The sequence below is a fragment of the Cellulomonas sp. EB106-03-03-XG116 genome (assembly GCF_058792015.1).
The window spans coordinates 137,162-157,033 of record NZ_JBYTEP010000001.1 but is presented as its reverse complement, the minus strand read 5'-3'; the positions used below and the strand labels follow the sequence as shown (position 1 = coordinate 157,033).

At 74.8% G+C, this 19,872-nt stretch carries 23 protein-coding genes; 7 read left to right on the top strand and 16 right to left on the bottom strand.

What is annotated here, in order from left to right; genetic code table 11:
- Positions 1-3 precede the first annotated feature (3 nt).
- The 3 genes from AC3WUG_RS00680 to AC3WUG_RS00670 form a co-directional block, all read right to left on the bottom strand.
- Positions 4-999: a pirin family protein gene (locus AC3WUG_RS00680; RefSeq protein ID WP_492325868.1), complete on the bottom strand. Its 996-nt coding sequence runs from the start codon at positions 997-999 to the stop codon at positions 4-6.
- Between the two features lie 130 nt (positions 1,000-1,129).
- On the bottom strand, positions 1,130-1,690 hold the full coding sequence (locus AC3WUG_RS00675; RefSeq protein WP_492325867.1) for a hypothetical protein: 561 nt from the start codon (positions 1,688-1,690) through the stop codon (positions 1,130-1,132).
- A gap of 12 nt (positions 1,691-1,702) precedes the next feature.
- Positions 1,703-2,851 carry a zinc-dependent alcohol dehydrogenase gene (locus AC3WUG_RS00670; protein ID WP_492325866.1) on the bottom strand — a complete coding sequence of 383 codons (1,149 nt, stop codon included), beginning with the start codon at positions 2,849-2,851 and terminating at the stop codon, positions 1,703-1,705.
- Between the two features lie 115 nt (positions 2,852-2,966).
- Between AC3WUG_RS00670 and AC3WUG_RS00665 the strand changes: the two genes are divergently transcribed.
- Together AC3WUG_RS00665 and AC3WUG_RS00660 are read left to right on the top strand one after the other, a co-directional pair.
- A complete protein-coding gene (locus AC3WUG_RS00665) occupies positions 2,967-3,401 on the top strand; it encodes a hypothetical protein (protein WP_492325865.1) in 435 nt (144 codons plus the stop codon).
- Between the two features lie 11 nt (positions 3,402-3,412).
- Positions 3,413-5,656, top strand: a complete 2,244-nt coding sequence (locus AC3WUG_RS00660) for a DEAD/DEAH box helicase (RefSeq protein ID WP_492325864.1) — start codon at positions 3,413-3,415, stop codon at positions 5,654-5,656.
- 4 nt (positions 5,657-5,660) lie between these two features.
- Here the strand turns inward: AC3WUG_RS00660 and AC3WUG_RS00655 are convergent, their stop codons facing one another.
- The 10 genes from AC3WUG_RS00655 to AC3WUG_RS00610 form a co-directional block, all read right to left on the bottom strand.
- Positions 5,661-5,909 carry a hypothetical protein gene (locus AC3WUG_RS00655; protein ID WP_147795687.1) on the bottom strand — a complete coding sequence of 83 codons (249 nt, stop codon included), beginning with the start codon at positions 5,907-5,909 and terminating at the stop codon, positions 5,661-5,663.
- A gap of 144 nt (positions 5,910-6,053) precedes the next feature.
- Positions 6,054-6,584 carry a hypothetical protein gene (locus AC3WUG_RS00650; protein WP_492325863.1) on the bottom strand — a complete coding sequence of 177 codons (531 nt, stop codon included), beginning with the start codon at positions 6,582-6,584 and terminating at the stop codon, positions 6,054-6,056.
- A complete protein-coding gene (locus tag AC3WUG_RS00645) occupies positions 6,581-6,838 on the bottom strand; it encodes a hypothetical protein (RefSeq protein ID WP_492325862.1) in 258 nt (85 codons plus the stop codon). Before AC3WUG_RS00645 ends, AC3WUG_RS00650 begins: the two co-directional genes overlap by 4 nt.
- Positions 6,839-6,843: 5 nt before the next feature.
- A complete protein-coding gene (locus AC3WUG_RS00640) occupies positions 6,844-8,256 on the bottom strand; it encodes an ADP-ribosyltransferase (protein WP_492325861.1) in 1,413 nt (470 codons plus the stop codon).
- Positions 8,253-8,573 carry a type VII secretion target gene (locus tag AC3WUG_RS00635; RefSeq protein ID WP_492325860.1) on the bottom strand — a complete coding sequence of 107 codons (321 nt, stop codon included), beginning with the start codon at positions 8,571-8,573 and terminating at the stop codon, positions 8,253-8,255. The genes AC3WUG_RS00640 and AC3WUG_RS00635 overlap by 4 nt, the downstream gene beginning before the upstream one ends.
- Positions 8,574-8,577: 4 nt before the next feature.
- On the bottom strand, positions 8,578-8,949 hold the full coding sequence (locus AC3WUG_RS00630) for a YbaB/EbfC family nucleoid-associated protein (protein WP_492325859.1): 372 nt from the start codon (positions 8,947-8,949) through the stop codon (positions 8,578-8,580).
- Positions 8,950-9,104: 155 nt separating this feature from the next.
- Positions 9,105-11,246, bottom strand: a complete 2,142-nt coding sequence (locus tag AC3WUG_RS00625) for a glycoside hydrolase family 2 protein (protein WP_492325858.1) — start codon at positions 11,244-11,246, stop codon at positions 9,105-9,107.
- Positions 11,247-11,277: 31 nt separating this feature from the next.
- Positions 11,278-12,219, bottom strand: coding sequence for a carbohydrate ABC transporter permease (locus tag AC3WUG_RS00620; RefSeq protein ID WP_492325857.1), 942 nt, complete (start codon positions 12,217-12,219; stop codon positions 11,278-11,280).
- Positions 12,219-13,130 carry a carbohydrate ABC transporter permease gene (locus tag AC3WUG_RS00615; protein WP_492325856.1) on the bottom strand — a complete coding sequence of 304 codons (912 nt, stop codon included), beginning with the start codon at positions 13,128-13,130 and terminating at the stop codon, positions 12,219-12,221. The genes AC3WUG_RS00620 and AC3WUG_RS00615 overlap by 1 nt, the downstream gene beginning before the upstream one ends.
- Entirely contained in the window at positions 13,127-14,530 is a 1,404-nt protein-coding gene (locus tag AC3WUG_RS00610) for an ABC transporter substrate-binding protein (RefSeq protein WP_492325855.1), read from the bottom strand. Before AC3WUG_RS00610 ends, AC3WUG_RS00615 begins: the two co-directional genes overlap by 4 nt.
- A 154-nt stretch (positions 14,531-14,684) precedes the next feature.
- Here AC3WUG_RS00610 and AC3WUG_RS00605 point away from each other — a divergent pair, with 154 nt between their 5' ends.
- Together AC3WUG_RS00605 and AC3WUG_RS00600 are read left to right on the top strand one after the other, a co-directional pair.
- The gene (locus AC3WUG_RS00605; protein WP_492325854.1) at positions 14,685-15,695 is read left to right on the top strand and encodes a LacI family DNA-binding transcriptional regulator; all 1,011 of its coding nucleotides are present in this window, start codon (positions 14,685-14,687) and stop codon (positions 15,693-15,695) included.
- 56 nt (positions 15,696-15,751) lie between these two features.
- Entirely contained in the window at positions 15,752-16,081 is a 330-nt protein-coding gene (locus AC3WUG_RS00600) for a hypothetical protein (protein ID WP_239195114.1), read from the top strand.
- Here AC3WUG_RS00600 and AC3WUG_RS00595 read toward each other — a convergent pair.
- From AC3WUG_RS00595 to AC3WUG_RS00585, 3 genes are all read right to left on the bottom strand, one after another.
- On the bottom strand, positions 16,026-17,006 hold the full coding sequence (locus AC3WUG_RS00595; RefSeq protein WP_492325853.1) for a DMT family transporter: 981 nt from the start codon (positions 17,004-17,006) through the stop codon (positions 16,026-16,028). The two genes, AC3WUG_RS00600 and AC3WUG_RS00595, sit on opposite strands and share 56 nt — an antisense overlap.
- Before the next feature lie 78 nt (positions 17,007-17,084).
- Positions 17,085-17,813: a hypothetical protein gene (locus AC3WUG_RS00590; RefSeq protein WP_492325852.1), complete on the bottom strand. Its 729-nt coding sequence runs from the start codon at positions 17,811-17,813 to the stop codon at positions 17,085-17,087.
- A gap of 38 nt (positions 17,814-17,851) precedes the next feature.
- Positions 17,852-18,151, bottom strand: a complete 300-nt coding sequence (locus tag AC3WUG_RS00585; RefSeq protein ID WP_492325851.1) for a hypothetical protein — start codon at positions 18,149-18,151, stop codon at positions 17,852-17,854.
- Positions 18,152-18,341: 190 nt separating this feature from the next.
- On the opposite strand from AC3WUG_RS00585, the gene AC3WUG_RS00580 reads away from it, so the two are divergent.
- From AC3WUG_RS00580 to AC3WUG_RS00570, 3 genes are all read left to right on the top strand, one after another.
- Positions 18,342-18,929 carry a TetR/AcrR family transcriptional regulator gene (locus tag AC3WUG_RS00580; protein WP_492325850.1) on the top strand — a complete coding sequence of 196 codons (588 nt, stop codon included), beginning with the start codon at positions 18,342-18,344 and terminating at the stop codon, positions 18,927-18,929.
- Positions 18,930-19,113: 184 nt separating this feature from the next.
- Positions 19,114-19,530 carry a class I SAM-dependent methyltransferase gene (locus AC3WUG_RS00575; protein WP_492325849.1) on the top strand — a complete coding sequence of 139 codons (417 nt, stop codon included), beginning with the start codon at positions 19,114-19,116 and terminating at the stop codon, positions 19,528-19,530.
- A gap of 51 nt (positions 19,531-19,581) precedes the next feature.
- A complete protein-coding gene (locus AC3WUG_RS00570) occupies positions 19,582-19,866 on the top strand; it encodes a hypothetical protein (RefSeq protein ID WP_492325848.1) in 285 nt (94 codons plus the stop codon).
- The last annotated feature ends 6 nt before the right edge of the window (positions 19,867-19,872 follow it).

Sequence of the window (19,872 nt, the reverse complement as noted above, 5' to 3'; positions counted from 1 at the left end):
GGGCTACGCGCGCGGCCGCAGCCGCAGCTCCGGCATGGGCGGCGCCGGCAGCGGCGCCGCCGGGTGCCCCTGCACGCGCCCGAACCCCGGCGCCGGTCCCCCGGGGTCGGCGATCTCGGCCTGCCAGCGGGCGCGCGCCGCGACGACCTCGTCGTGGTCCCGCCCGATGAAGTTCCACCACATGACGATCTGCTCGCCGAGCGGCAGCCCGCCGATGAGCAGCACCCGCGCCTCGACGTCGCCGGTCGCGGCGAGGGTCAGCGTCGTCGCGCCCGGCTCGCGGTACAGCAGGTGGTGCGCGGGAGCCGCGACGCCGTCGACCGCGAGCGCCCCGGCGTCGACGAGGACCGCGTGCTCGAAGGCCGGGTCCACCTCGAACGTGTGCGCGGTCCCCGGCCGCAGCCGCACCTCCGCTCCGACCAGCGGGCTGAACGTCCGCACCGGCGACGTCGACCCGGCGAGCGTGCCGAGGAACACCCGCGCCTCCCCGCCGTCGAGCGGGACGACCGGCGGGACGTGGTGCTCGAACGCCGGCGCCGCGCCGCGGTCGGCCTCCGGCAGCACGGTCCACAGCTGGACCCCGTGCAGGACCGTGGTCGCGTCGGTCGAGTCCTCGGAGTGGCTGATGCCCCGGCCGGCGGTCATGAGGTTCATCTCGCCGGGCCGGACGAGGCAGTGGGTGCCGAGGCTGTCGCGGTGCTCGATCTCGCCCGAGAACAGCCAGGACACCGTCTGGAGGCCGGTGTGCGGGTGCGGCGGGACGCGCATCCCGCCGGTCGCGGCGACGTCGTCGGGCCCGTAGTGGTCGAGGAAGCACCACGCGCCGACGAACGACCGGGCCCGCTGGGGCAGCGTGCGCCGGACCGACATCGCGCGGATGCCCCCGAGCGGGACGTCCCGGGGCTCGAGGAGCTCGACCCCGGCGGGGAGGCCGGCGCCGGCGTCGCCGCCGCCGGGGGTGCACACGCGCTCGGTGGCGACGGCCTCGAGGTTGGTCATGGTCGCTCCCTGACTGGCGCGGCGGGCGGGGCGACCAGGGTACGTCGGGCGCCGAGCGCGGGAGACGCAGCCGAGCGCGGTACCTGGGGGTACCGCGCTCGACGCGAGCCACCGCGCTCGGCGGCGAGCGTCAGCCCTTCCGGGTGACCCGGCGCAGCACGGCGACGGCCGCGAGGCCGCCGGCGATCCACGGGCCCGCCACGATCAGCGGGTCCAGCACCTGGTGCCGGACGTCGACCCGGCCCTTCCGCGAGGCGATCGGGTGCCGGCGCGGCTCGGACAGGATCCCGGTCTCGGTGATCGGGTTGTCCGGGTGCAGCGTGCCGAACGACTTCAGGTGCTCGGTCGTGGACTCCACCCGGTCGGCGGCGATCAGCAGCAGCCAGTGCGCGGCGCGGCCCTCGCTGAACCGGTCGTAGGCGTACCGCCGGATCGCCCCGGCGGGGCCGTGCAGCGGCTGCGCGGTGCCGAACACCGGCGGGAGCTGGGTGTGCTCGATCGACCGCTCCCGCGGGTACGGCTCCGGCTGGCGCTCCGGGAAGTCCCAGTGGGCACCGGTGGGGAGGTCGGTCCGCTCGCGCGGGTACGACGGGCGGTCGGCGGGGTCGAGGTCGGCACCCCAGCCGGGGATGCGGGCCCGGAGCTGCTCCGGCGTCTCCGCGAGCGGCGGCTTCTCGGCGCGGTACGGCATGGTCGTGCCCCCTCAGTCCTCGTCCGGGATGATGACCGGCTTGATCATGCCGTCGAGCTTCGACGACATCAGGTGGTACCCCTCGGCGATGTGCTCGAGCGGGATGCGGTGCGTGATGATGTCCGACGGCTTGAGGTAGCCGTTCCGGATGTGCTCGAGCAGCCGCGGCCACTGCCGGGCCACCGGCGCCTGGTTCATCCGCAGCGTCAGGCCCTTGTTCATCGCGTCGCCGAACTTCACGGCGGAGAAGATCGGGCCGTAGGCGCCCATCACGGAGACGGTGCCGCCCTTGCGGACGCCGTCGATCGCCCAGTTCAGCGCGACCGGCGACCCGCCCTGCAGCTTGAGCTTGGCCGCGGTGACGTGCTGGATCAGGTTGCCGTCCGCCTCCGCGCCGACCGCCTCGATCACGCGGTCGAACCCGAGGCCGTCGGTGGCGTGCTTCATCTCGACCACGATGTCCCGGTACTCCGCGTAGTTGCGCGTCTCGGCGTGGGCGAACTCCTTCGCCTTCTCGAGCCGGTAGTCGAGCTGGTCGATCACGACCACCCGGCCGGCGCCCATCAGCCAGGCCGACCGCGCCGCGAACAGGCCGACCGGGCCCGCTCCGAGCACCGCGACCGTGTCGCCCTCGCGGATGTCCGCGAGCTGCGCGCCGAAGTAGCCGGTGGACAGCGCGTCGGTCATCAGCAGCGCGTCCTCGTCGTCCAGCCAGTCCGGGATCTTCTCCGGGCCGACGTCGGCGAACGGCACGCGCACGTACTGCGCCTGGCCGCCGTCGTAGCCGCCGGTCGTGTGGGAGTACCCGTAGATGCCGCCGACCGCGGTCGCGTTCGGGTTCACGTTGTGGCAGTTCGAGTACAGGCCGCGCGCGCAGAAGAAGCACGTCCCGCAGTAGATGTTGAACGGCACCATCACGCGGTCGCCGACCTGCAGGTTTTGCACCGACGAGCCGACCTGCTCGACCACCCCGATGAACTCGTGGCCGAACGTGTGGCCGATCCGGGTGTCGGGCATCATCCCGTGGTAGAGGTGCAGGTCGGAACCGCAGATCGCGGCTCGCACGACCTTCACGATCGCGTCGTTCGGATGCTCGATCCTCGGGACGTCCTTCTCCTCCACGCGGACCTTGTACGGCCCGCGATACACCATGGCGCGCATCGACGTACCCCTCTCGGCGATTCGGTGACCCTCAGCCTGCGGACTGCGGGGCGATGCCGCATCCGGGGGCGGCCCGCGGTTCCCCGGCCGCGCGGATCGGTGCGACGATCGGCCCGTGCTTGCCGTCCGCCGACCCGCCGTCGCCCTGCTCGGGACCGCCGTGCTCGCCGCCGTGACCGGCCTGGTCACCGGCTGCTCCCCCGCCGGCTCCCCCGCCGCACCCGCGCCGTCCGCGTCCGAGCACCTGGGCGGGCAGCCGACGCCGGACGTCACCGGGGTGGCCGCGGGCGGGGCGCTCACCGAGGCGTCGGACCCGTACTTCGAGGGGATGGCGCTCGCCGGGCTGGGTGCGGAGCCGTCGGTGCTCGCCGCCGACGGCTCGCAGGCGACGGTGGCCGAGCTGCGCGACGGCGACCGGGTCGAGGTGTGGCTGGCGCCGGAGGCCCGGTGCGCGGAGTCGGCGCCGGTGCAGTGCGACGTTCTGACCGTGCGGGTGACCGAGGCGGCCGCCGTCCCCAGCCCGACGGCGACGGAGACGCCCGCGCCGTAGCATCGCGGGCGATGAGCACCGCGCCCCTCGCCGAGCCGGCCCCGGTCGAGCCCGGCGCCGCCGCGCGGGATCTGCTGGCCCGGCACGGCGCCCTGGCCGACCGCGCCCGCGCGGTGCTCGACCACCTCGACGGCGCGACCGTCCGCGTGGCCGGGCTGGTCGAGACCGACCGCGAGCAGCGGGTCCGCGCCGAGCTGGGCGTCGTCCCCGTCGAGCAGCTCGGCGCGATGACCGACCGGAACCTGCGGCTGCGGGCCCTGACGGACGCCAGGTACGCCACGGCGGCCGACCTGCTCGGGGTCCCCGCTGCCGCGCTCGACGAGGTCCCGGGCGTCGGGACGCAGACCGCCCGGAGCGTCGTCGCCGCGGTCGACCAGCTCGCCGAGGCGGTCCGGGCCGGGGTGCCGGTGCGCCTGGAGGTCGACCGCTCCGGCCGCCCCGACACCGCGACCACGGCCGAGGTGCTGCGGCTGCTCGACCGGCTGCTCCGGCTGCGCCCGCTCGTCGAGCCGCACCGCGAGGCGCTCACCGCCTACGCGTCGGCGGTGCCGGTGCACGCCGCGTCCGCCGCACCCGCCGCAGGCCGGCTGCGGTTCGCGCTGTCCCGGCGGGCGACGAAGGACCGCGCGCGCGGGGCGCTGGCGGCCCTGGCGGCCTGGGACGCCACGCTGGACGCGGGCGGTCTGGCCGCGACGATCGACCGGCTCGCCGCCGCGTGCGCCGTCCCCGACACCGACGGCCCGGCGCTGTGGGAGGCGTTCGAGCGGCGCGCGGCCGAGCTGTACGGCGTGCTCGGCACGATCGTGCCGCTCGCCCAGGACGTGCTCGCCGCGCGCGGCCTGCTCACGGCGGAGCTCGCCGAGCGGGTCGCCGCGCACCCGCTCGACCTGGCGGGACTGCGGGTGCCGCTGCGCGGGTACCAGGAGTTCGGCGCGCGGTTCGCGCTCAACCAGGGCCGGGCGCTGCTCGGCGACGAGATGGGCCTCGGCAAGACCGTGCAGGCGCTGGCCGCGATCGCGCACCTGGCGGCCGGCGGCGAGCGGCGGTTCCTCGTCGTCTGCCCCGCCGGGGTGCTGGTGAACTGGCTGCGCGAGATCGACGCGAAGACCACCCTGACCGGGCACCGCCTGCACGGGCCGGACCGCGCCGCGGCGATCGCCCGCTGGCACGCCGAGGGCGGGGTCGGGGTGACGACGTTCGAGGGCCTCCCGCACGTGCCGCTCGACGGCGCCGACGGGGTGGCGATGCTGGTCGTCGACGAGGCGCACTACGTGAAGAACCCGGAGGCGCAGCGGTCCCGGGCGGTGGCGGCGTGGGCGTCGGCGGTGTGGCGGTTGCTGCTGCTGACCGGCACGCCGATGGACAACCGGATCGACGACTTCGTGGCCCTCGTGCGGCTCCTCGACCCGGACCTCGCGGGGTCGCTCCCCCGGCACCTGGGCCTCGTGGGCGCGGACACCTTCCGCCGGGACGTCGCGCCGGTCTACCTGCGCCGGAACCAGGCCGACGTGCTGGTCGAGCTGCCCGACCTGGTCCTGGTCGACGAGTGGGAGGACCTGTCCCCCGCCGGCGAGGAGGTCTACCGGGCCGCGGTGGCGACCGGCAACTTCATGGCGATGCGCCGCGCGGCCTGGCTCACGGCCGACCCGGGCGAGTCGACCAAGCTCGGCCGGCTGCGGGAGATCGTCGCCGAGGCCGGGGCGAACGGGCAGCGCACGGTCGTGTTCTCGTACTTCCGGGACGTGCTGGACGTGGTCGCCGGGGCGCTGGGGGCCGGGCCCGGCGCGCCCCGGGTGTTCGGCCCGCTCACCGGCGACGTCCCCGCCGACGAGCGTCAGGAGGTCATCGACGCCTTCTCGGCCGGGCCCCGCGACGGCGTGCTGGTCGCGCAGATCACCGTCGGCGGCGTCGGGCTGAACCTCCAGGCCGCGTCCGTGACGGTGCTCTGCGAGCCGCAGCTCACCCCGTCGGCGGAGGCGCAGGCCGTCGCCCGGCTGCACCGGATGGGCCAGGTGCGAGCGGTCGTGGCGCACCGGCTGCTCGCCGAGGACGGCGTGGACGAGCGCCTCGTCGAGCTGCTGGCCGGCAAGCGGCGCGTGTTCGACGCCTACGTGCGGGAGTCGTCGGTGGCCGCGGCGGCCGTCGCGGCGGTCGACGTGACCGAGGCGGGGCTGGCGCGGGAGGTCGTCGCGATGGAGCAGGCGCGCCTCGGCTACGGGCCCGTGTGGGACGAGCTGGCGGCGGCCCCGGACTAGGGGGCTACTGCTGCGCGACCCGGTCGGGCCAGGCGCCCTGCTCGCCGCGGTGCCGGACCGCGCGGCCGACGACCAGGCCGGCCAGCGCGCTGGACGCGTTCCTGCCCTCGACGTGCCAGGTGTTCCGGTCGCCCGAGGTCTCGATCACCAGGACGCCGTCGACCTGGCCGTCCGGCTGGTCGCGGCGGACCTCGTAGCGGACCTCCGCCGCGTTCTCGTCGATCTTGTCGGCGTAGACCAGGACCCCGCTCATACGCACTGTGTACACGGTGACGCCCGGCGGACGCGAACTGGCGTCCGGGCGTGCGTCCGCGGTGGGCGCACGCCGGCGCCGTCGGGCGCCCACGCCGCGGGCGGAGCCGCCACGTCTGGCGCGCCGTCGTCCCTCCGCCTGTGCTCAGCGCGACGCCGCGGGGCCGCTCTGCGCCGGGAGCGGCTGCGTCGGCCAGGGCCCGACGTACTTGCCCGGCACGGCGACGGGCACCGCGTCCGTGGCCAGTCCCTGCTGGACCAGGCGCACGACCCGGGTCGCGAGCTCGTCCAGGGTGTCGCCCCACTCGGTCGGCGCCGGCGTGGTTCCCGACGGGTCCAGCTCCTCCAGCACCAGGACGGGCACGTCGGTGCCCGTGACGGTGACCTCGATCAGCGCGCGCCAGACCGTGCCGGGGCGGACGACGACCTCGCCCTCCCCGGGGCGCTCGGAGAACTCGGCGATGCTGCGGCCCGTCCGGTTGAGCAGGACGAGCAGCCGGGCCGCGGAGAAGTTCTCCGTCGCGACCCGCGCGCTGCGCGACGACGAGACGACGCCCGCGAGGACGCCGACGGCGTGGGGCAGCGGCTCGCCGGCCGCCAGCCCGCGGAAGGTGATGCCGTTGAACTCGGGGAGCTTGGCGATGGCGTCGAGGAAGCTGCTCAGCGGGCTGCTCATCGGCGGCGGTCCTGCTCCGCGCGTGCGGCGCGCTCCTCCGGCGTCGACACCAGCTCGGTGACCGTGGGTAGAGCGCCCTTGCGGTCGCTGATGTCCCCCGGGCGCAGCTCTCCGACACGCTCCGAGCTCTCCTCGAGCGCGCGCCGCAGCAGCGCCTCGACCTGTCGCCTGCGCTCGTCGGGCGAGAGCCCGTCGAGGTCGTCGGAGCTCCAGGTGCGCGGATCCGGCCGGGGGTCCTGCGTCGCGTCGTCCATCCGGCTCATCGTGCCACTTCACGTCCGACGAACGACCAGAAGCTGGAGGCGCCCTCGCCGAACAGCTGGGCGTCACGCACCTCGAACACCGTGCCCGGTGGCATCAGGATCTCTGCCTCTCTCCCGAAGTGCGAGAGCGGCTGGAGGTCCACCCCGCTCCGTCCCTCGACGGTGATGAACGCGTTGCCGCCGTTTCGCAGCCGGAACTCCTCGGCGATACGCGCCTCGGTGGACGTGCTCCAGAACGCCGGGTCGCTGACGTGGTTGCCGGGCTGCTGCCACTGCGCGAGCACGTCGTCGGGCATGCGGGTGCCTCGGAACGTGGTCTCGCCGTGCGTCGGCAGCTTTCCCATGCCGGACACAGCCGCGTCGACCTCGCTCTGGATCCGAGCCGCGTCCTCAGCCGCGTAGGCGGAGGGGTTGCGGAGGTAGCCGTTCATCTCCGTGTAGCCCTCGTCCGTCGTGTACCGGTAGATGTTGCGCACCTCGTCCGGCTCGAGCGTCGGGTGCCGCGCCGCGACCGCGTCGGACCAGGCGTCGAGGTCGCCGCCCGGGTTCTTGGGATGGAGCGCGTCGAGGTCGCTGATGTCCGGGAGCGGGCTGCGCGCCGGCACCGACGGCGCATCGGGCACCCGCGGCGCCGACGGCGCCCCGCTCCCACCGGGCAACCGCCCCCGCACGCCCGAGGCGAGCCGCGCGAGCACGTCCTTCATCGCCTCCAGCAGCCCCTTCAGCGACTTCGCCGAGGTGAGCAGGTCCGTCACCGAGCGCCCGACCCGCACGGCCAGCGACGACACCCGAGTCGTCACCTGCGAGACCACGTACGGCGTCGCCAGACCGACGGTCAGGACGAGCTCCGCGGCCCACGAGATGATCGAGCCGACGAGCTGCGCCAGCGTGTCCCGGACCAGGTCGTGCACGACCTGGACGACGGTCGAGCACGTGCGCAGGGCGGACGCCATCGCCGAGGCGGATCCACCCCCGGCGCGCACCCGGTCCGCGAGGTTGTTCGCGTAGGTTGCGTACGCGACGACCGAGGCGCCCGACATGGCCTCGAGGTCGGCGGCCACGATGCGGTTGAGCTCGTCGCCCGCGCCGTTCATCGCCGTCGCGACGTTCTCCCACGTGGCGGCGAACCCGAGCACCGCACCGGCGTCGCCGGTCAGGTCGTTCAGCCAGCCCTTCAGCGGCTCCAGGTGCTCCATCAGCCAGCCGAGCCCGGCGGCGATGAGCGAGCCCAGCGGGTCCATGACGGCGGCGGCGGTGTCCAGCGCGACGCCGACCCCGGAGAGCCCCGCCGCGAGCCAGTCGCCCGACTGCAGGGACGCCGACAGCTGGGTCACGGAGTCGAGCAGGCCGGAGCCGCCGAACGCGGTCGAGGTGTCGACCGGGCCGGCGACCAGCGGGTTGGCCGTCACCGGTCGAGCGCCCGGGCGATCGTCTGCATCCGGGCCTCGACGCGCTGGTCGGCCTCGTCGATCGAGCGCGCCATCGCACCCAGCTCGGTGATCATGCCGTCGGCGGCCTCGCGCATCGCCGTGACGGCGTCCCGGGCGGCGCTGTCGACGCCCGAGACGATGCCCGGCAGGAACGAGCACAGGACGCCGAACGCGCCGCCGTGCAGGTCGACGGAACCGGCGGCCGCCTGCGCGGTGCCGAGGTCGCCGGCCACCTGGCCGACGCGCGTGCCGTGGCGCCGCAGCACCTCGGTGTCGACCTCGAAGCCCCCGCTCACGCGGTCACCGCAGCCGGCCGGCGAGCTCGGCCCGCAGGTGCTCCGTCACCGCCGACTCCTCGCCGAACGCGTCGGCCGTGACCGCGAGCGCCTGGCGCCCGGCGTCCCGGCCCGCGGCGCGGACGGTCTCGACGATGAGCGCCGCCAGGTCGCGGGGCGCGAGGTCGGTCGCGGCGTCGGCGAGCTGGAGGTCGACCAGCTGGCCCGACGGGTCGGCCTCGGCGGTCACCTCGCCCCGCGGGCTGCGCGCCCGGCCGCGGAGGCGGTCGAGCGCGTCCTTCACCTCGGCGGCCTTGACGGCGCGCTCCTGAGCGGCGCGGATGTCGGCCTGGACGCGCTCGATCGCGGCGTCAGGGTCGTCGTAGAACGAGGTCACGTGACGCACTGTAACGGCGGCTCCGACTCCGCGACGCCCCGGTGCGCCGAGCGCCACCCGTCCGGACGCCGCGCGTGCGCCGAGACTGCAGAACCGGACTGCAGCACGCCCCGCGCGCACAGTCCGGTTCTGCAGTCTCGGTGGCCCCGGCCGCGTCAGGCGTGCGGGGTCGCCGGGGTCACGCGTGCGCCGCGGCGGTTCGGGGGCTCGATCGGCGCCGCGTCGACGTAGGCCCGGGCGCGCACGCGGTCGTCCTCGTCGACGAGCCAGACGTGCAGCCGCGCCGCCGGCAGGGCGCCGGGCGACGGCACCGTCACGCGCACGGCTCCGCTCAGCACGTACGGCTCCGCCTTCACGGGCTCGGACTCGGCGGCGGACGCCACCGGAGCGGAACCGAACGGCGTCCCCGCCGGCACCCACGCCGCCCGCACCCGCCCGAGCAGGGGCGCCGGGCCGTGGTGCGACACGTGCACGTCGAGGTCGAGCGGACCGGACGGCACCGGGATGTCCCCGCCGGCGTGCGCCGGGACCAGGTCCAGCACCAGCGTCGTGGGCGCGTTCACGTCCCGCGGGTCGACCCCGCCGAGGTCCTTGGGCCGCCGGTCGGCGTCGCGCAGGCCGGCCATCTCGTGCTCGACGTCGGTGAGCTCGGTGTAGACGTAGCCGACGAACCGGTCGTGCCGCCGGATCTCCTGGGTCTGCCAGCGCAGGTGCCAGCCGCGCTCCAGCGACGTGAACCCGGCGCCGTACTCGCTGTTCAGCACCGGCACGCCCGTGCGCGGGAACGACGCCGAGCCGTAGAACGACTTGTCGACGACGAAGTCCGGCCCCAGCTTCACCGGGAAGTCCTCGCGGGTGCCGTCCGCGAGCGCCGCGAGGTTCGCCGCCCAGGTCGCCGGGTCCTCGTCGTAGTAGTGCCAGTCGACCAGGTCGGTGCGGACGTGCGCCCAGCCGGAGTTCTCCACCACCGGGCGGGTGTCGTCGAGCGACCGCAGCAGGTCGTACGCCCGGGTCGCCGCCTCGGCGCGCTCGGGCGACCCCGGGATGTCCCAGTCCAGGCCCCACTCCTCGTTGTAGAGCCCCCAGATGACGATCGACGGGTGGTTGCCGTCCCGCTCGACCATCGGCGCGAGCTGCGCCTCGAACGCCGCGGCCGCGGCGGCGCTGAACCGGCTCGGCGCCGGCGGCTCCGCCCAGACGAGCATGCCCATCCGGTCGGCGGCGTGCAGCCAGCGCGGGTCCTCGAGCTTGATGTGCTTGCGCACCAGCGTGTAGCCGAGGTCCCGCGCGAGCTCCAGGTCGGCGAGCAGCGCGGCCTCGTCGGGCGCGGTCGGGCCGGTGCCGGGCCAGTAGCCCTGATCCAGGACCCCGGTGACGTAGAGGCGCTCGCCGTTGAGCAGCAGGTGCTCGCCCGCCGTCTCGACGCGGCGCAGGCCCGCCGTCACCCGGACCGCGTCGGCGTCGCCCGGCGTGCCGTCCTCGGTCGACACGGCCAGGACGTACAGATGCGGGTCGGCGGGGCTCCAGGTCCGCGGCTCGGCGAGGTCGAGCCGGCCGCGCGCGACGCCGTCGGCACCCGCCACGAGGGAGACCCGCTCCCCCGCGGCCGACCCCTCGACGACCTCGACCTCCACCGCCGCCCCCGCGGCCGCCGATCCCGCGAGCGCCACCGTCACCTCGAAGCCCGCGAGCGAGTCGCCCCGCACCGCGACCGACGCGGCGTAGGTCGACCCGCGCGCCTCCAGCCACACGCTCTGCCAGATGCCGGAGGTCGGCGTGAAGGAGACGCCGTCGTAGTCGTCGCGGGGGACCGACCGCTGCTTGCCGTGCGGGATCGACCGCTTGTCGGCGGGGGCGTGGACCTCGACCTCCAGCACCCCCGTGGCGCCAGGCGCGAGGATCCCGGTCAGGTCGACCTCGAACGGGGTGTGCCCGCCGACGTGCTCGGCGATCTCGGCCCCGTCGACCCGGACGACAGCTCTGTGGTGCACCGCGCCGAAGCACAGCAGCGCGCGCGCCCCGGCCCAGTCCGCGGGGACGGTGATCGACCGGCGGTACGTCGCGTGCTCGAGCCAGGTGCGGGCGACGCCGGACGCCGCGGTCTCCCAGGCGAACGGCACCACGACAGGGACGGTGCCGTCGGGCAGGTCCAGGTCCCAGGTGCCGTTGAGCGGGACCCACCGGTCGGACCGGTCGAGGTCGGGGCGCGGGTACTCGGGGCGGGGAAGTGAAGGGTGGGAGGGCGCAGTGCGGGGGACGGCGGGCGTGGCGGGCGCGCCGGGCAGGGCTGCGGTCATCGTGCGGGGCCTTTCGGAGGAGAAGCGGAGGTCAGCCCTTGACGCTTCCGGCGAGGATGCCGTTGATGAAGTGCTTCTGGAGGGCGATGAAGACGAGCAGGAGCGGGATCAGCGCGATCGACGCGGCCGCCAGCAGCTCGCCGGTGACGGTGGCGTAGTCGGCGCCGATCCGGTTGCCGGTGATGTTCTGCGCGAGCGTCGACAGCACGACCTGGAGCGTCGCCATCCGCGAGGACGAGGCGGCGACGACCGGCCAGACGAAGTCGTTGTAGATGTTCATGACGGTCAGCACCGCGAGGCCGGCGAGCGCCGGCCGGATCACCGGCAGGACGATCCGCCAGAAGATGCCGAACTCGGTGCAGCCGTCGACGCGGGCGGCGTCGAGCAGCTCGTCGGGGACGGCCGCGATCACCTGGCGCATCCAGAAGATCGCGAACGCGTCCACGGCCCCGGGGAGGATCAGCGCCTGGTACGTGTTGACCCAGCCGAGCTCCTTCATCTCCAGCAGCAGCGGGATGATCAGCACGATCGTCGGGAGCATCAGCGTGATCAGCACGGTGCCGAACAGCAGGTCCCGGCCGCGGAACGTGTACTTGGCGAACGCGTAGGCGGCGAGCGGGGCGCAGAACAGGGTCAGCGAGCCCTTGGCGACCAGCACGACGGCGGTGTTGAGGAACCCCTGACCGATCGGCACGTCCGCGAACATCCGGCGGAAGTTCTCCAGGGTCAGCGACGACGGGTCGAGCCCGAGCGGGTCGCCGACGATCTGGGTCGCGGGCTTGAACGCGGACACCAGCGCCCACACCACGGGCGCGAGGAACGCGAGCGCCAGCACGAGCAGGAACGCCTGGGTGCCGAGCGGGCCGGGGGCCCAGCGGCGGCGGGGCCCGCGGGCCGGGGCGGTCCCCGGGTCGACGGGACGCCGAGGCGACCGGGGGGCGGAGCCCACGGGACGGGTCTCGGTGGCGGTCATCAGTCCTCCGACCGGAGCAGCCGCACGAACCCCAGCGACAGCGCCATCACGATGATCACGAGCAGGAACGAGTTGGCCGCGCCGGTGCCGAGGTCGGCCCGGTTGATGTGGTCGTACAGGTGCAGGCCGGCGGTGGTCGTCGAGCCGTAGGGCCCGCCGTCGGTGACGACGAACGGCTCGGCGAACATCTGGAACACCGCGAGCGTCTGCAGCACGACGGAGAACATCAGCGTGCGGCGCACCAGCGGGACGGTGATGCTCCAGAACCGCCGCACCGGCGACGCCCCGTCGATCGAGGCGGCCTCGTAGACCGCGCCGTCGATGGACTGCAGCCCGGACAGCAGGATCACGACGATGAAGCCGGTGGTCTTCCAGCCGAACAGCAGCGCGAGGGTCGGCTTGGCCCACTGGGTCGTCGTCAGCCAGCCGACGTCGGGCAGCCCGACCAGGTTCAGCAGGCCGTTGACCGCGCCGTAGTCCCGGTCGAACACGACGACCCAGATCTGCGCGACCGCCACCAGCGGCGTCACGAACGGCACCAGGAACGCGATCCGGTAGAAGCCGCGCATCCGGGTCTTCGCGTTGTCGAGCAGCACCGCGACCACGAGGGCCAGCGCCATCTGCACGGGCACGATCAGCAGCCACAGCACGGCGGAGTTGCCGAGCGACGACCAGAACGCCTCGTTGCCGAGCAGGTAGGTGTAGTTGCCGAGCCCGACCCACTCCGCCGCCCCGCTCCCCCGCCAGTTGGTGAAGGACAGCCGCAGCGTGAACAGCATCGGGTAGACGCTGAACGCCACGAAGATCGCGACGAACGGGGCGACGAACACGTACGGGGCCACGGCCCGGGGCAGGTGCGGGCGCCTCCTGCCCCGGGCCGCGACGCGTGCCGTGGTGGCGGCAGCGGTCACTGCCGGTCCACGAGGTTGGCCTGGATGTCCGCGGTCGACTGCTCGATCACCTGGTCCGGCGTGAGCTCGCCGTCGAGCATGCGCTGCACGTTCGTCCCTAGGTAGTCCACGGCGCCCGCCCACCACGACGGCGTCGGCGCGCCGCCGGGGATCTCGGACCCGGCCTCGACCGCGGTGGTCCACAGGTCCTGGTCGCCGAGCCCGGCCACGGGGCCGAACAGCGGCTTGTCGGGGTCGGCGGCCGGCGCGTAGGCCGGGATCGAGGTGGCGAGGCCGTTCGGGTAGGTGTCGTTCGGGCCCCAGACCGCCGAGTAGCCGGCCTCGTCGTACATGAGGAACTCGTAGAACAGCCAGGCGAGCTCTGCGTTCTCCCCGGCCTTCGGCAGCACGAACGACGAGCCGCCCATCGCGCCGGACCGCGCCCCGCCGTCCTCCCACGCCGGCAGCGGCATGGCCCGCCAGTCGCCGGAGGTCTGGGTGAGCTGCTGCTCGGGGGCGAACGAGAACCAGATCGCCCACGGGTAGAACACCTGCTGGCCGCTCTCCAGCGGGCCGACGTCGCTGGGCGACAGGTACTCGGCGCGGGTGCCCAGTCCCTCGGTCTGCACGGTGTCGAGCCAGCCGAGGATCTGCCGGTAGGCGTCGGAGTCGAGCCGCAGCTCGCCGTCCTCGTCGGCGATCGACGTGCCGAGCTGGCTCGCGTACATCTCGAGCTGCAGCTGGCCGAGGAACGCGCTCTGCTCCAGGTGGATCGGCTTCGACCCCGGCACGGCGGCCTGGTACTGCCGCGCGGCCTCGAGCAGGTCGTCGTAGGTCGCGATCTGCGTGACGTCGACGCCCGCCGCCTCGAGCGCGGTCGCGTTGTAGAACAGCAGGCCGGGGTCGAGGTCGAACGGGACGCCGTAGATGCCGCCGTCGAGCGAGTTCACGTCGATCTTCTGCGGCGCGATGTCGTCGGTGTACGGCTCGAGGACGTCGGTGAGGTCCCAGAGGTAGTCCGCGTACCCGGCGACCTTGGCGTCGTCGAGGAACACGCCGTCGGGGACGTCGGTCTCGGTGATGAGCGTGTTCTGCAGCTTCGCGTCGATGTCGACCGCCTCGTGGTGCACCACGATGTCCGGGTACACCTCGTTGAAGTCGTCGATCACGGCGTCGAAGACGTTGAACAGGTCGCCGGAGCGGTCCCAGATGGTGATCTCGCCACTGGGGCTGTCGCCGCTCGGGGCCTGGAGGCGGTCGGCGTCGGCCGCGGCGCTGCTGCCGCCGTCGGAGCCGTCGCCGGAGCCGCCGGAGATGGACGGGCCGCAGGCGGCGAGGGCGGTCGCGGCGGCGAGCGCGGTCGCCACCAGGGCGATCGGGCGTCCGCGGCGGGCTCGCCGGGCGGGGTGGGTCGGGTGCATCGGCACTCCCTTGTGCGATCGGGCGTCGACGCCGCGGGGCGGGCGGGGCGTCGACGGGTCCGGCTTGCGTCTTTGCCAACGTGTGCAAACTAGACCTTCTTTGCACACGTTGCAAGACCCCTATGCTGGGCTTCACCCACGACGAGGAGGTGGCATGGCCGCGACCCTGCGCGACGTCGCCGAGCACGCCCAGGTCTCCGTGCGGACCGTGTCGAACGTGGTCAGCGGGTACACCCACGTGAGCGAGCGCATGCGCACCCGCGTGCTCGCCGCGATCGAGGAGCTCGACTACCGCCCCAACCCCGTCGCGCGCACCCTGCGCACCGGCCGCACCGGCGTGCTCGCGCTGGTGGTCCCCGAGATCGACCTGCCGTACTTCGCCGAGCTCGCCCGCGAGGTGATCAACGCCGCCGCCGACCTCGGCTACCGCGTGATGGTCGACCAGACCGGCCACGACCACGAGCGCGAGCGGCAGCTCCTCACCGGCGCCGACCGGACCATGCTGTTCGACGGCGTCCTGTTCAGCCCCCTGGTCACGCGGTCCGAGCTGCTGGAGATGCAGGGCTCGTCGACCATGCCGCTGGTCCTGCTCGGGGAGCACGACTTCGACGGCCGGTACGACCACGTGGCGATCGACAACGTGCAGGCCGCAGCCGACGCGGTGTCGCACCTCGTCGCCGTCGGGCGGACCCGGATCGCCGCGATCGGGGCGCAGCCGGAGGAGTCGTACGCGACGCCGCAGCAGCGCACCACCGGGTACGAGCGGGCGCTGCGCGCGGCGGGGCTGGCCGTCGACCCCGCGCTGCTGCGCGCCGCCGCGCACTACCGGCGGGCCGACGGGTACGCCGCCGCGGCGTCGCTCCTCGCGCTGCCCGACCGGCCGGACGCGATCTTCTGCTACTCGGACCTGCTGGCGATGGGCGCGATGCGCGCCGTGTTCGACGCCGGGCTGCGGGTGCCGGAGGACGTCGCGGTCATCGGGATCGACGACATCGAGGAGGGCCGGTACTCGCGCCCCACGCTGTCGACGGTGTCGCTGGACACGCCGTTCATCGCCCGCGAGGCGGTGGCGCGGATCGCCGCGCGGATCTCGGACCCGGACACCCCGGCGGTGGAGGTGACGGCGCCGCACACGGTGCGCGCCCGGGAGAGCACCGGCGCCTGACCCCGGTGCCGACCCGGGGGGCCCGGGCTGCGAGGGGCACTGCCACGATGACCGGCATGGAGACCCGCCGCAGGCCGCGCACCCGGATCGCTCTCGCCGTCGGGGTCGCCGCCGCGACCGTGCTGCTGCTCGCCGCCTGCGCCGCGGGCGTGAACCCCGACGTCGGTCAGGCGCCGCCCGGGGCCGAGGAGCCGGCCGGGTTCTGGCTCGGGCTCTGGCACGGGATCATCCTGCCGGTCACCTGGATCGTGTCGCTGTTCACCCGGACCGTCTCGCCGTACGAGGTGTTCAACTCGGGGAACTGGTACGACTTCGGGTTCGTCCTGGGGATCACGATCGTGTTCGGGGGCCCGTTCGGGGCGGGACGGGCTGCGCGGCGGCGTTGACGGGCGCGGGCGCGGGTGCCGCCGCCCGCGCGGCCCGCGCCTCGACCGCCAGCACCACGGCCACCCCGGCCGCGCACAGCACGAACCCCAGGACCGTCACCGCGGTCAGCGACTCCCCCAGCCCGACGGCGCCCGCCGCCGCGGTGGCCGGCGCGACCAGGAACAGCAGCGCGTTGAGCGCCGTCACCCCGATCCGGCGCAGCAGCCACCAGTACAGCCCGTAGGCGACGAGCGTCGGGAACACCGCGGCCAGCGCCGTGGCCACCCAGAACGCGCCGTCGGCCGGCAGCGCGAGCTCACCCGCGACCGCCGCCGCGACCAGCAGCGCCGCCGCCGTCACCACCACCTGCACCGTGAGCACGACCAGCACCGGCGGCCGCGAGGGCGACCGGCGCTCGAGGAACGTCGCCGCCACGAGGCACGCCATCGCGGCGAGCGGCAGCAGGTACGCCGCCGCGGGCGCCTGCGACCCGCCGAGCTGCGACCGCACCACGAGCAGCACCCCGACCGCGCCGACGGCCAGGCCGGCCCACTGCGCGCCGCGCACCCGCAGGCCGAGCAGCGGCCCGACGAGCGTCGCGACCACCAGCGGCTGCACCGCGTCGATGAGCGCCGTGGTCCCCGTCGCCACGCCCGCGGCGATCGCGGCGTACACGAGCACGACGTAGCCGAGCTGCGCGAACAGCCCGATCACCGCCTGCCGGCGCAGGTCGGCGGGCGGGACGGCGCGGGCGGCCCCGGTCGCGAGCGTCACCACCACCAGGGCCACCGCGACCGGGACGAACCGCCAGACGAGGAGGGTCAGCGGCGGGGCGTCGACCGTCGCGACCTTCGCGATGACGAAGCCGGAGCTCCAGGACGCGACGAAGCCGATGGCGGCCACACCGACGAGCACGGGCGCGAGTAGACCGACCTGTTTACTCATGGCGTGGGACTATACAGACCTGTTTACTGGCGCGCCCCCGGACGCGGGACGACCGGCGCCCGGCGCCCGCGGCGTCGCCTACCAGCGCTCCAGCACGGCCAGCATCTCGGCGACCGCCTCGCGCTGCGCGGGCCGCAGGTCGGTCCGGCGGAGGAGCTCGCGGCACGACTCCTTGCCGAACAGGACGCCGGAAGTGCGCATGCCGGACCGGGACAGACCCCCGGCCACCGCGGCCTGGAGCGAGTCCGCCTCCACGGCGGCCTCGAAGTCCGTGTCGGTGGTGTCAGCCGGGCTCCCGAACGCCCGGTCGACCGCCGCGAGCGCCGCCTGCGTCTCGCGCACCAGCGCCCGCGCGTCCGCCGACATCCCCCTCGGGGCCGCGTCCCGCGCAGCGCCGACCCTGCCGAGCACAGCACCCTCGATGTCCCGCGCGGCAGCCTTCGCCGTCGCGGCACGGGCGATTGTGCCCCGGAGCACGACCGATCGCGCCGAGGCCCGCTCCACGACGAGCACCGACAGCATCCGGGACTCGCTGAACCGGTTGGCGAAGCCCGAGTAGCCCACCACCCGGACCGCGGTCACGTCGTCGGCAGGGACGTGGCGGGTCACCAGCCACGAGACGCACCGCAGCTCCCGCCCATCCCAGGAGACGCCCATCAGCACCATCCGCACCAGGAGCGCGACGCCCAGGGCACCCGCGACCGACGCCGCGACCGGCGCAGCCCTCGCCTCCAGCCCGACGGCGAGTGCGCACATGCCGACCCAGAAGCCCCCGAGCAACCAAGCGAGCGGGCCGTTCCGCAGCAACCGCCGGCGCCTCCCGGTCAGGCTCGCCCGACGGCGCCTCACCCGTTGACCCGGAGGTGCCATCCCGCGCGCGCGAAGGCCTCGCGCACCCGTGCGACGACGAGGTCGGCCCGCTCGCACGGCAGGTGCGCGAGCGACTCGGCATACAGCTCGTCGCCGGTGCGCCTGCCGCCCCGGGCCTCCGCGCTCACGTCGACGTCGCCGACGGCGTCCGAGTACCGGATCGTGAGGCGGTCCACGACGACCACGGACCAGCCCTCGCTCGAGCGGACGCGACCCCGGAGAGAGGTGCGCAGTCGCGGGGCGCGGTGGGCGGCGTCGCCGGGTGCGTGGCGCACGGCTGCTCCTCGGGGGCGGTCGACCGCACGATCGATGCGGTCGTCCGTACCGTAGGGGCTGCACCGCTGCCGGCGGCGGCACTCGGCGGCGTTCACCCGTTCGCCCGCCCCGGACGGCGTCGCGCACGGCTGCCTCGGCCGCGGCCGCCGCACCCGTCCGCACGGGTAGACCGATCGGTATACTCGCCGCATGGCCACGCCCGAGCCCGCCGCCCCGCTCACCCCCGGCGCCCGCCGCGTCCTCGACGCCGCGTCGGACCTGTTCTACGAGCGCGGCATCCACGCCGTCGGCGTCGACACGATCGCCGAGGCCGCCGGGGTCACCAAGAAGACCCTCTACGACCGGTTCGGGTCCAAGGAGGCCCTGGTCGTCGCCTACCTGCGGGAGCGCGACGCGCGGTGGCGCGCGCACCTGCTCGCCACGCTGGACCGCGTGCCGACGCCCGGGCCCGACCGGGTGCTCGCGGTGTTCGACGCCGCGGAGTCCTGGTCGACGGCGAACAGCCCGCGCGGCTGCAGCGCGATCAACGCCCGGGCGGAGTCGTCCGCGGGCGACGGGGACGCCGTGCTCGCGGAGGTCGCCGCAGAGAAGGCGTGGCAGGTCGGGCTGCTGGCCGACTTGTGCCGGGAGGCGGGGGTACGGGAGCCCGAGGACACCGCGCGGGCGCTGATGCTGGTCTACGAAGGGGCGATCGTCACCGTCGGGATGGGGACGTTCGACCGGCCGTTCGCGCGGGCGCGAGAGCTGGCGGGCGTCGTCCTGGCGTCGCGCCTCTGACGCCGGGCTCGAGCCCGCGTCCGAGGCGCTGATTCCCGAGGTGCCGCCCGGCTGGCCCTGCCCGCCGCATGACGGCGGGCGGCGACCTCGGGCCTGACTCCCGCTGGGGCCGCCGCCCGTTCCCCGCACCGGGGGAGGCGATATCTCCGCGCCCACGCCCCCGCCGCGGTGCGACGATGCCGCGATGCGCCCGTTCGAGGACCTGGCCGCCGAGGCCGTCGCCGCCGACGTCACCGGCTGGGGCTTCGGCTGGCTCGACGGCCGTGCCACCGAGGAGCGCCCGCCGTGGGGCTACGCGCGCCTGCTCGCCAACCGCCTCGCACGCGTCGACTCCGCGCTCGACGTCGACACCGGCGGCGGCGAGGTCGTCGCCGAGGCCCCGGTCCTCCCGCCGCGGATGGTCGTCACCGAGGGGTGGCCTCCGAACGCGCACCGCGCGCGGGAGCTGCTCGGTCCCCGCGGGGTCGAGGTGGTCGAGCCCGGCGACGGGGTGCGGCTGCCCGACGCCTCGTTCGACCTGGTCACCTCCCGGCACCCGGTGCGGCCGGACTGGGCGGAGATCCACCGCGTGCTGCGGCCCGGCGGCACCTACCTCGGGTAGCACGTCGGCCCGCGGTCGGCGTTCGAGCTGATCGAGCGGTTCGTCGGTCCGGTGCCTGGGCCGGTCGCGCGCGACCCCGACGACGAGGCGGCGGACGCCGAGCAAGCGGGACTGACCGTCGTAGACCTGCGGCGGGCGACCTGCCGGATGGCGTTCCACGACGCCGGTGCCGTCATCTGGGTGCTGCGGAAGTGCGTGTGGTGGGTGCCGGACTTCTCGGTGGACCGCTACGAGGACACGCTGCGGGCGCTCGACGCCGAGATGCGGGCCGGGCGGCCGGTCGTGGCGCACTCGACGCGGCACCTGATCGAGGCCCGGCGGGAGCCGGTGGGCTGACCGGGG

Coding starts and splice junctions, on each gene's coding strand:
- AC3WUG_RS00680 (WP_492325868.1), bottom strand. CDS start 999: ATGACCAACCTCGAGGCCGTCGCCACCGAGCGCGTGTGCACCCCCGGC.
- AC3WUG_RS00675 (WP_492325867.1), bottom strand. CDS start 1,690: ATGCCGTACCGCGCCGAGAAGCCGCCGCTCGCGGAGACGCCGGAGCAG.
- AC3WUG_RS00670 (WP_492325866.1), bottom strand. CDS start 2,851: ATGCGCGCCATGGTGTATCGCGGGCCGTACAAGGTCCGCGTGGAGGAG.
- AC3WUG_RS00660 (WP_492325864.1), top strand. CDS start 3,413: ATGAGCACCGCGCCCCTCGCCGAGCCGGCCCCGGTCGAGCCCGGCGCC.
- AC3WUG_RS00655 (WP_147795687.1), bottom strand. CDS start 5,909: ATGAGCGGGGTCCTGGTCTACGCCGACAAGATCGACGAGAACGCGGCG.
- AC3WUG_RS00650 (WP_492325863.1), bottom strand. CDS start 6,584: ATGAGCAGCCCGCTGAGCAGCTTCCTCGACGCCATCGCCAAGCTCCCC.
- AC3WUG_RS00645 (WP_492325862.1), bottom strand. CDS start 6,838: ATGGACGACGCGACGCAGGACCCCCGGCCGGATCCGCGCACCTGGAGC.
- AC3WUG_RS00625 (WP_492325858.1), bottom strand. CDS start 11,246: ATGACCGCAGCCCTGCCCGGCGCGCCCGCCACGCCCGCCGTCCCCCGC.
- AC3WUG_RS00620 (WP_492325857.1), bottom strand. CDS start 12,219: ATGACCGCCACCGAGACCCGTCCCGTGGGCTCCGCCCCCCGGTCGCCT.
- AC3WUG_RS00610 (WP_492325855.1), bottom strand. CDS start 14,530: ATGCACCCGACCCACCCCGCCCGGCGAGCCCGCCGCGGACGCCCGATC.
- AC3WUG_RS00605 (WP_492325854.1), top strand. CDS start 14,685: ATGGCCGCGACCCTGCGCGACGTCGCCGAGCACGCCCAGGTCTCCGTG.
- AC3WUG_RS00600 (WP_239195114.1), top strand. CDS start 15,752: ATGGAGACCCGCCGCAGGCCGCGCACCCGGATCGCTCTCGCCGTCGGG.
- AC3WUG_RS00595 (WP_492325853.1), bottom strand. CDS start 17,006: ATGAGTAAACAGGTCGGTCTACTCGCGCCCGTGCTCGTCGGTGTGGCC.
- AC3WUG_RS00580 (WP_492325850.1), top strand. CDS start 18,342: ATGGCCACGCCCGAGCCCGCCGCCCCGCTCACCCCCGGCGCCCGCCGC.
- AC3WUG_RS00575 (WP_492325849.1), top strand. CDS start 19,114: ATGCGCCCGTTCGAGGACCTGGCCGCCGAGGCCGTCGCCGCCGACGTC.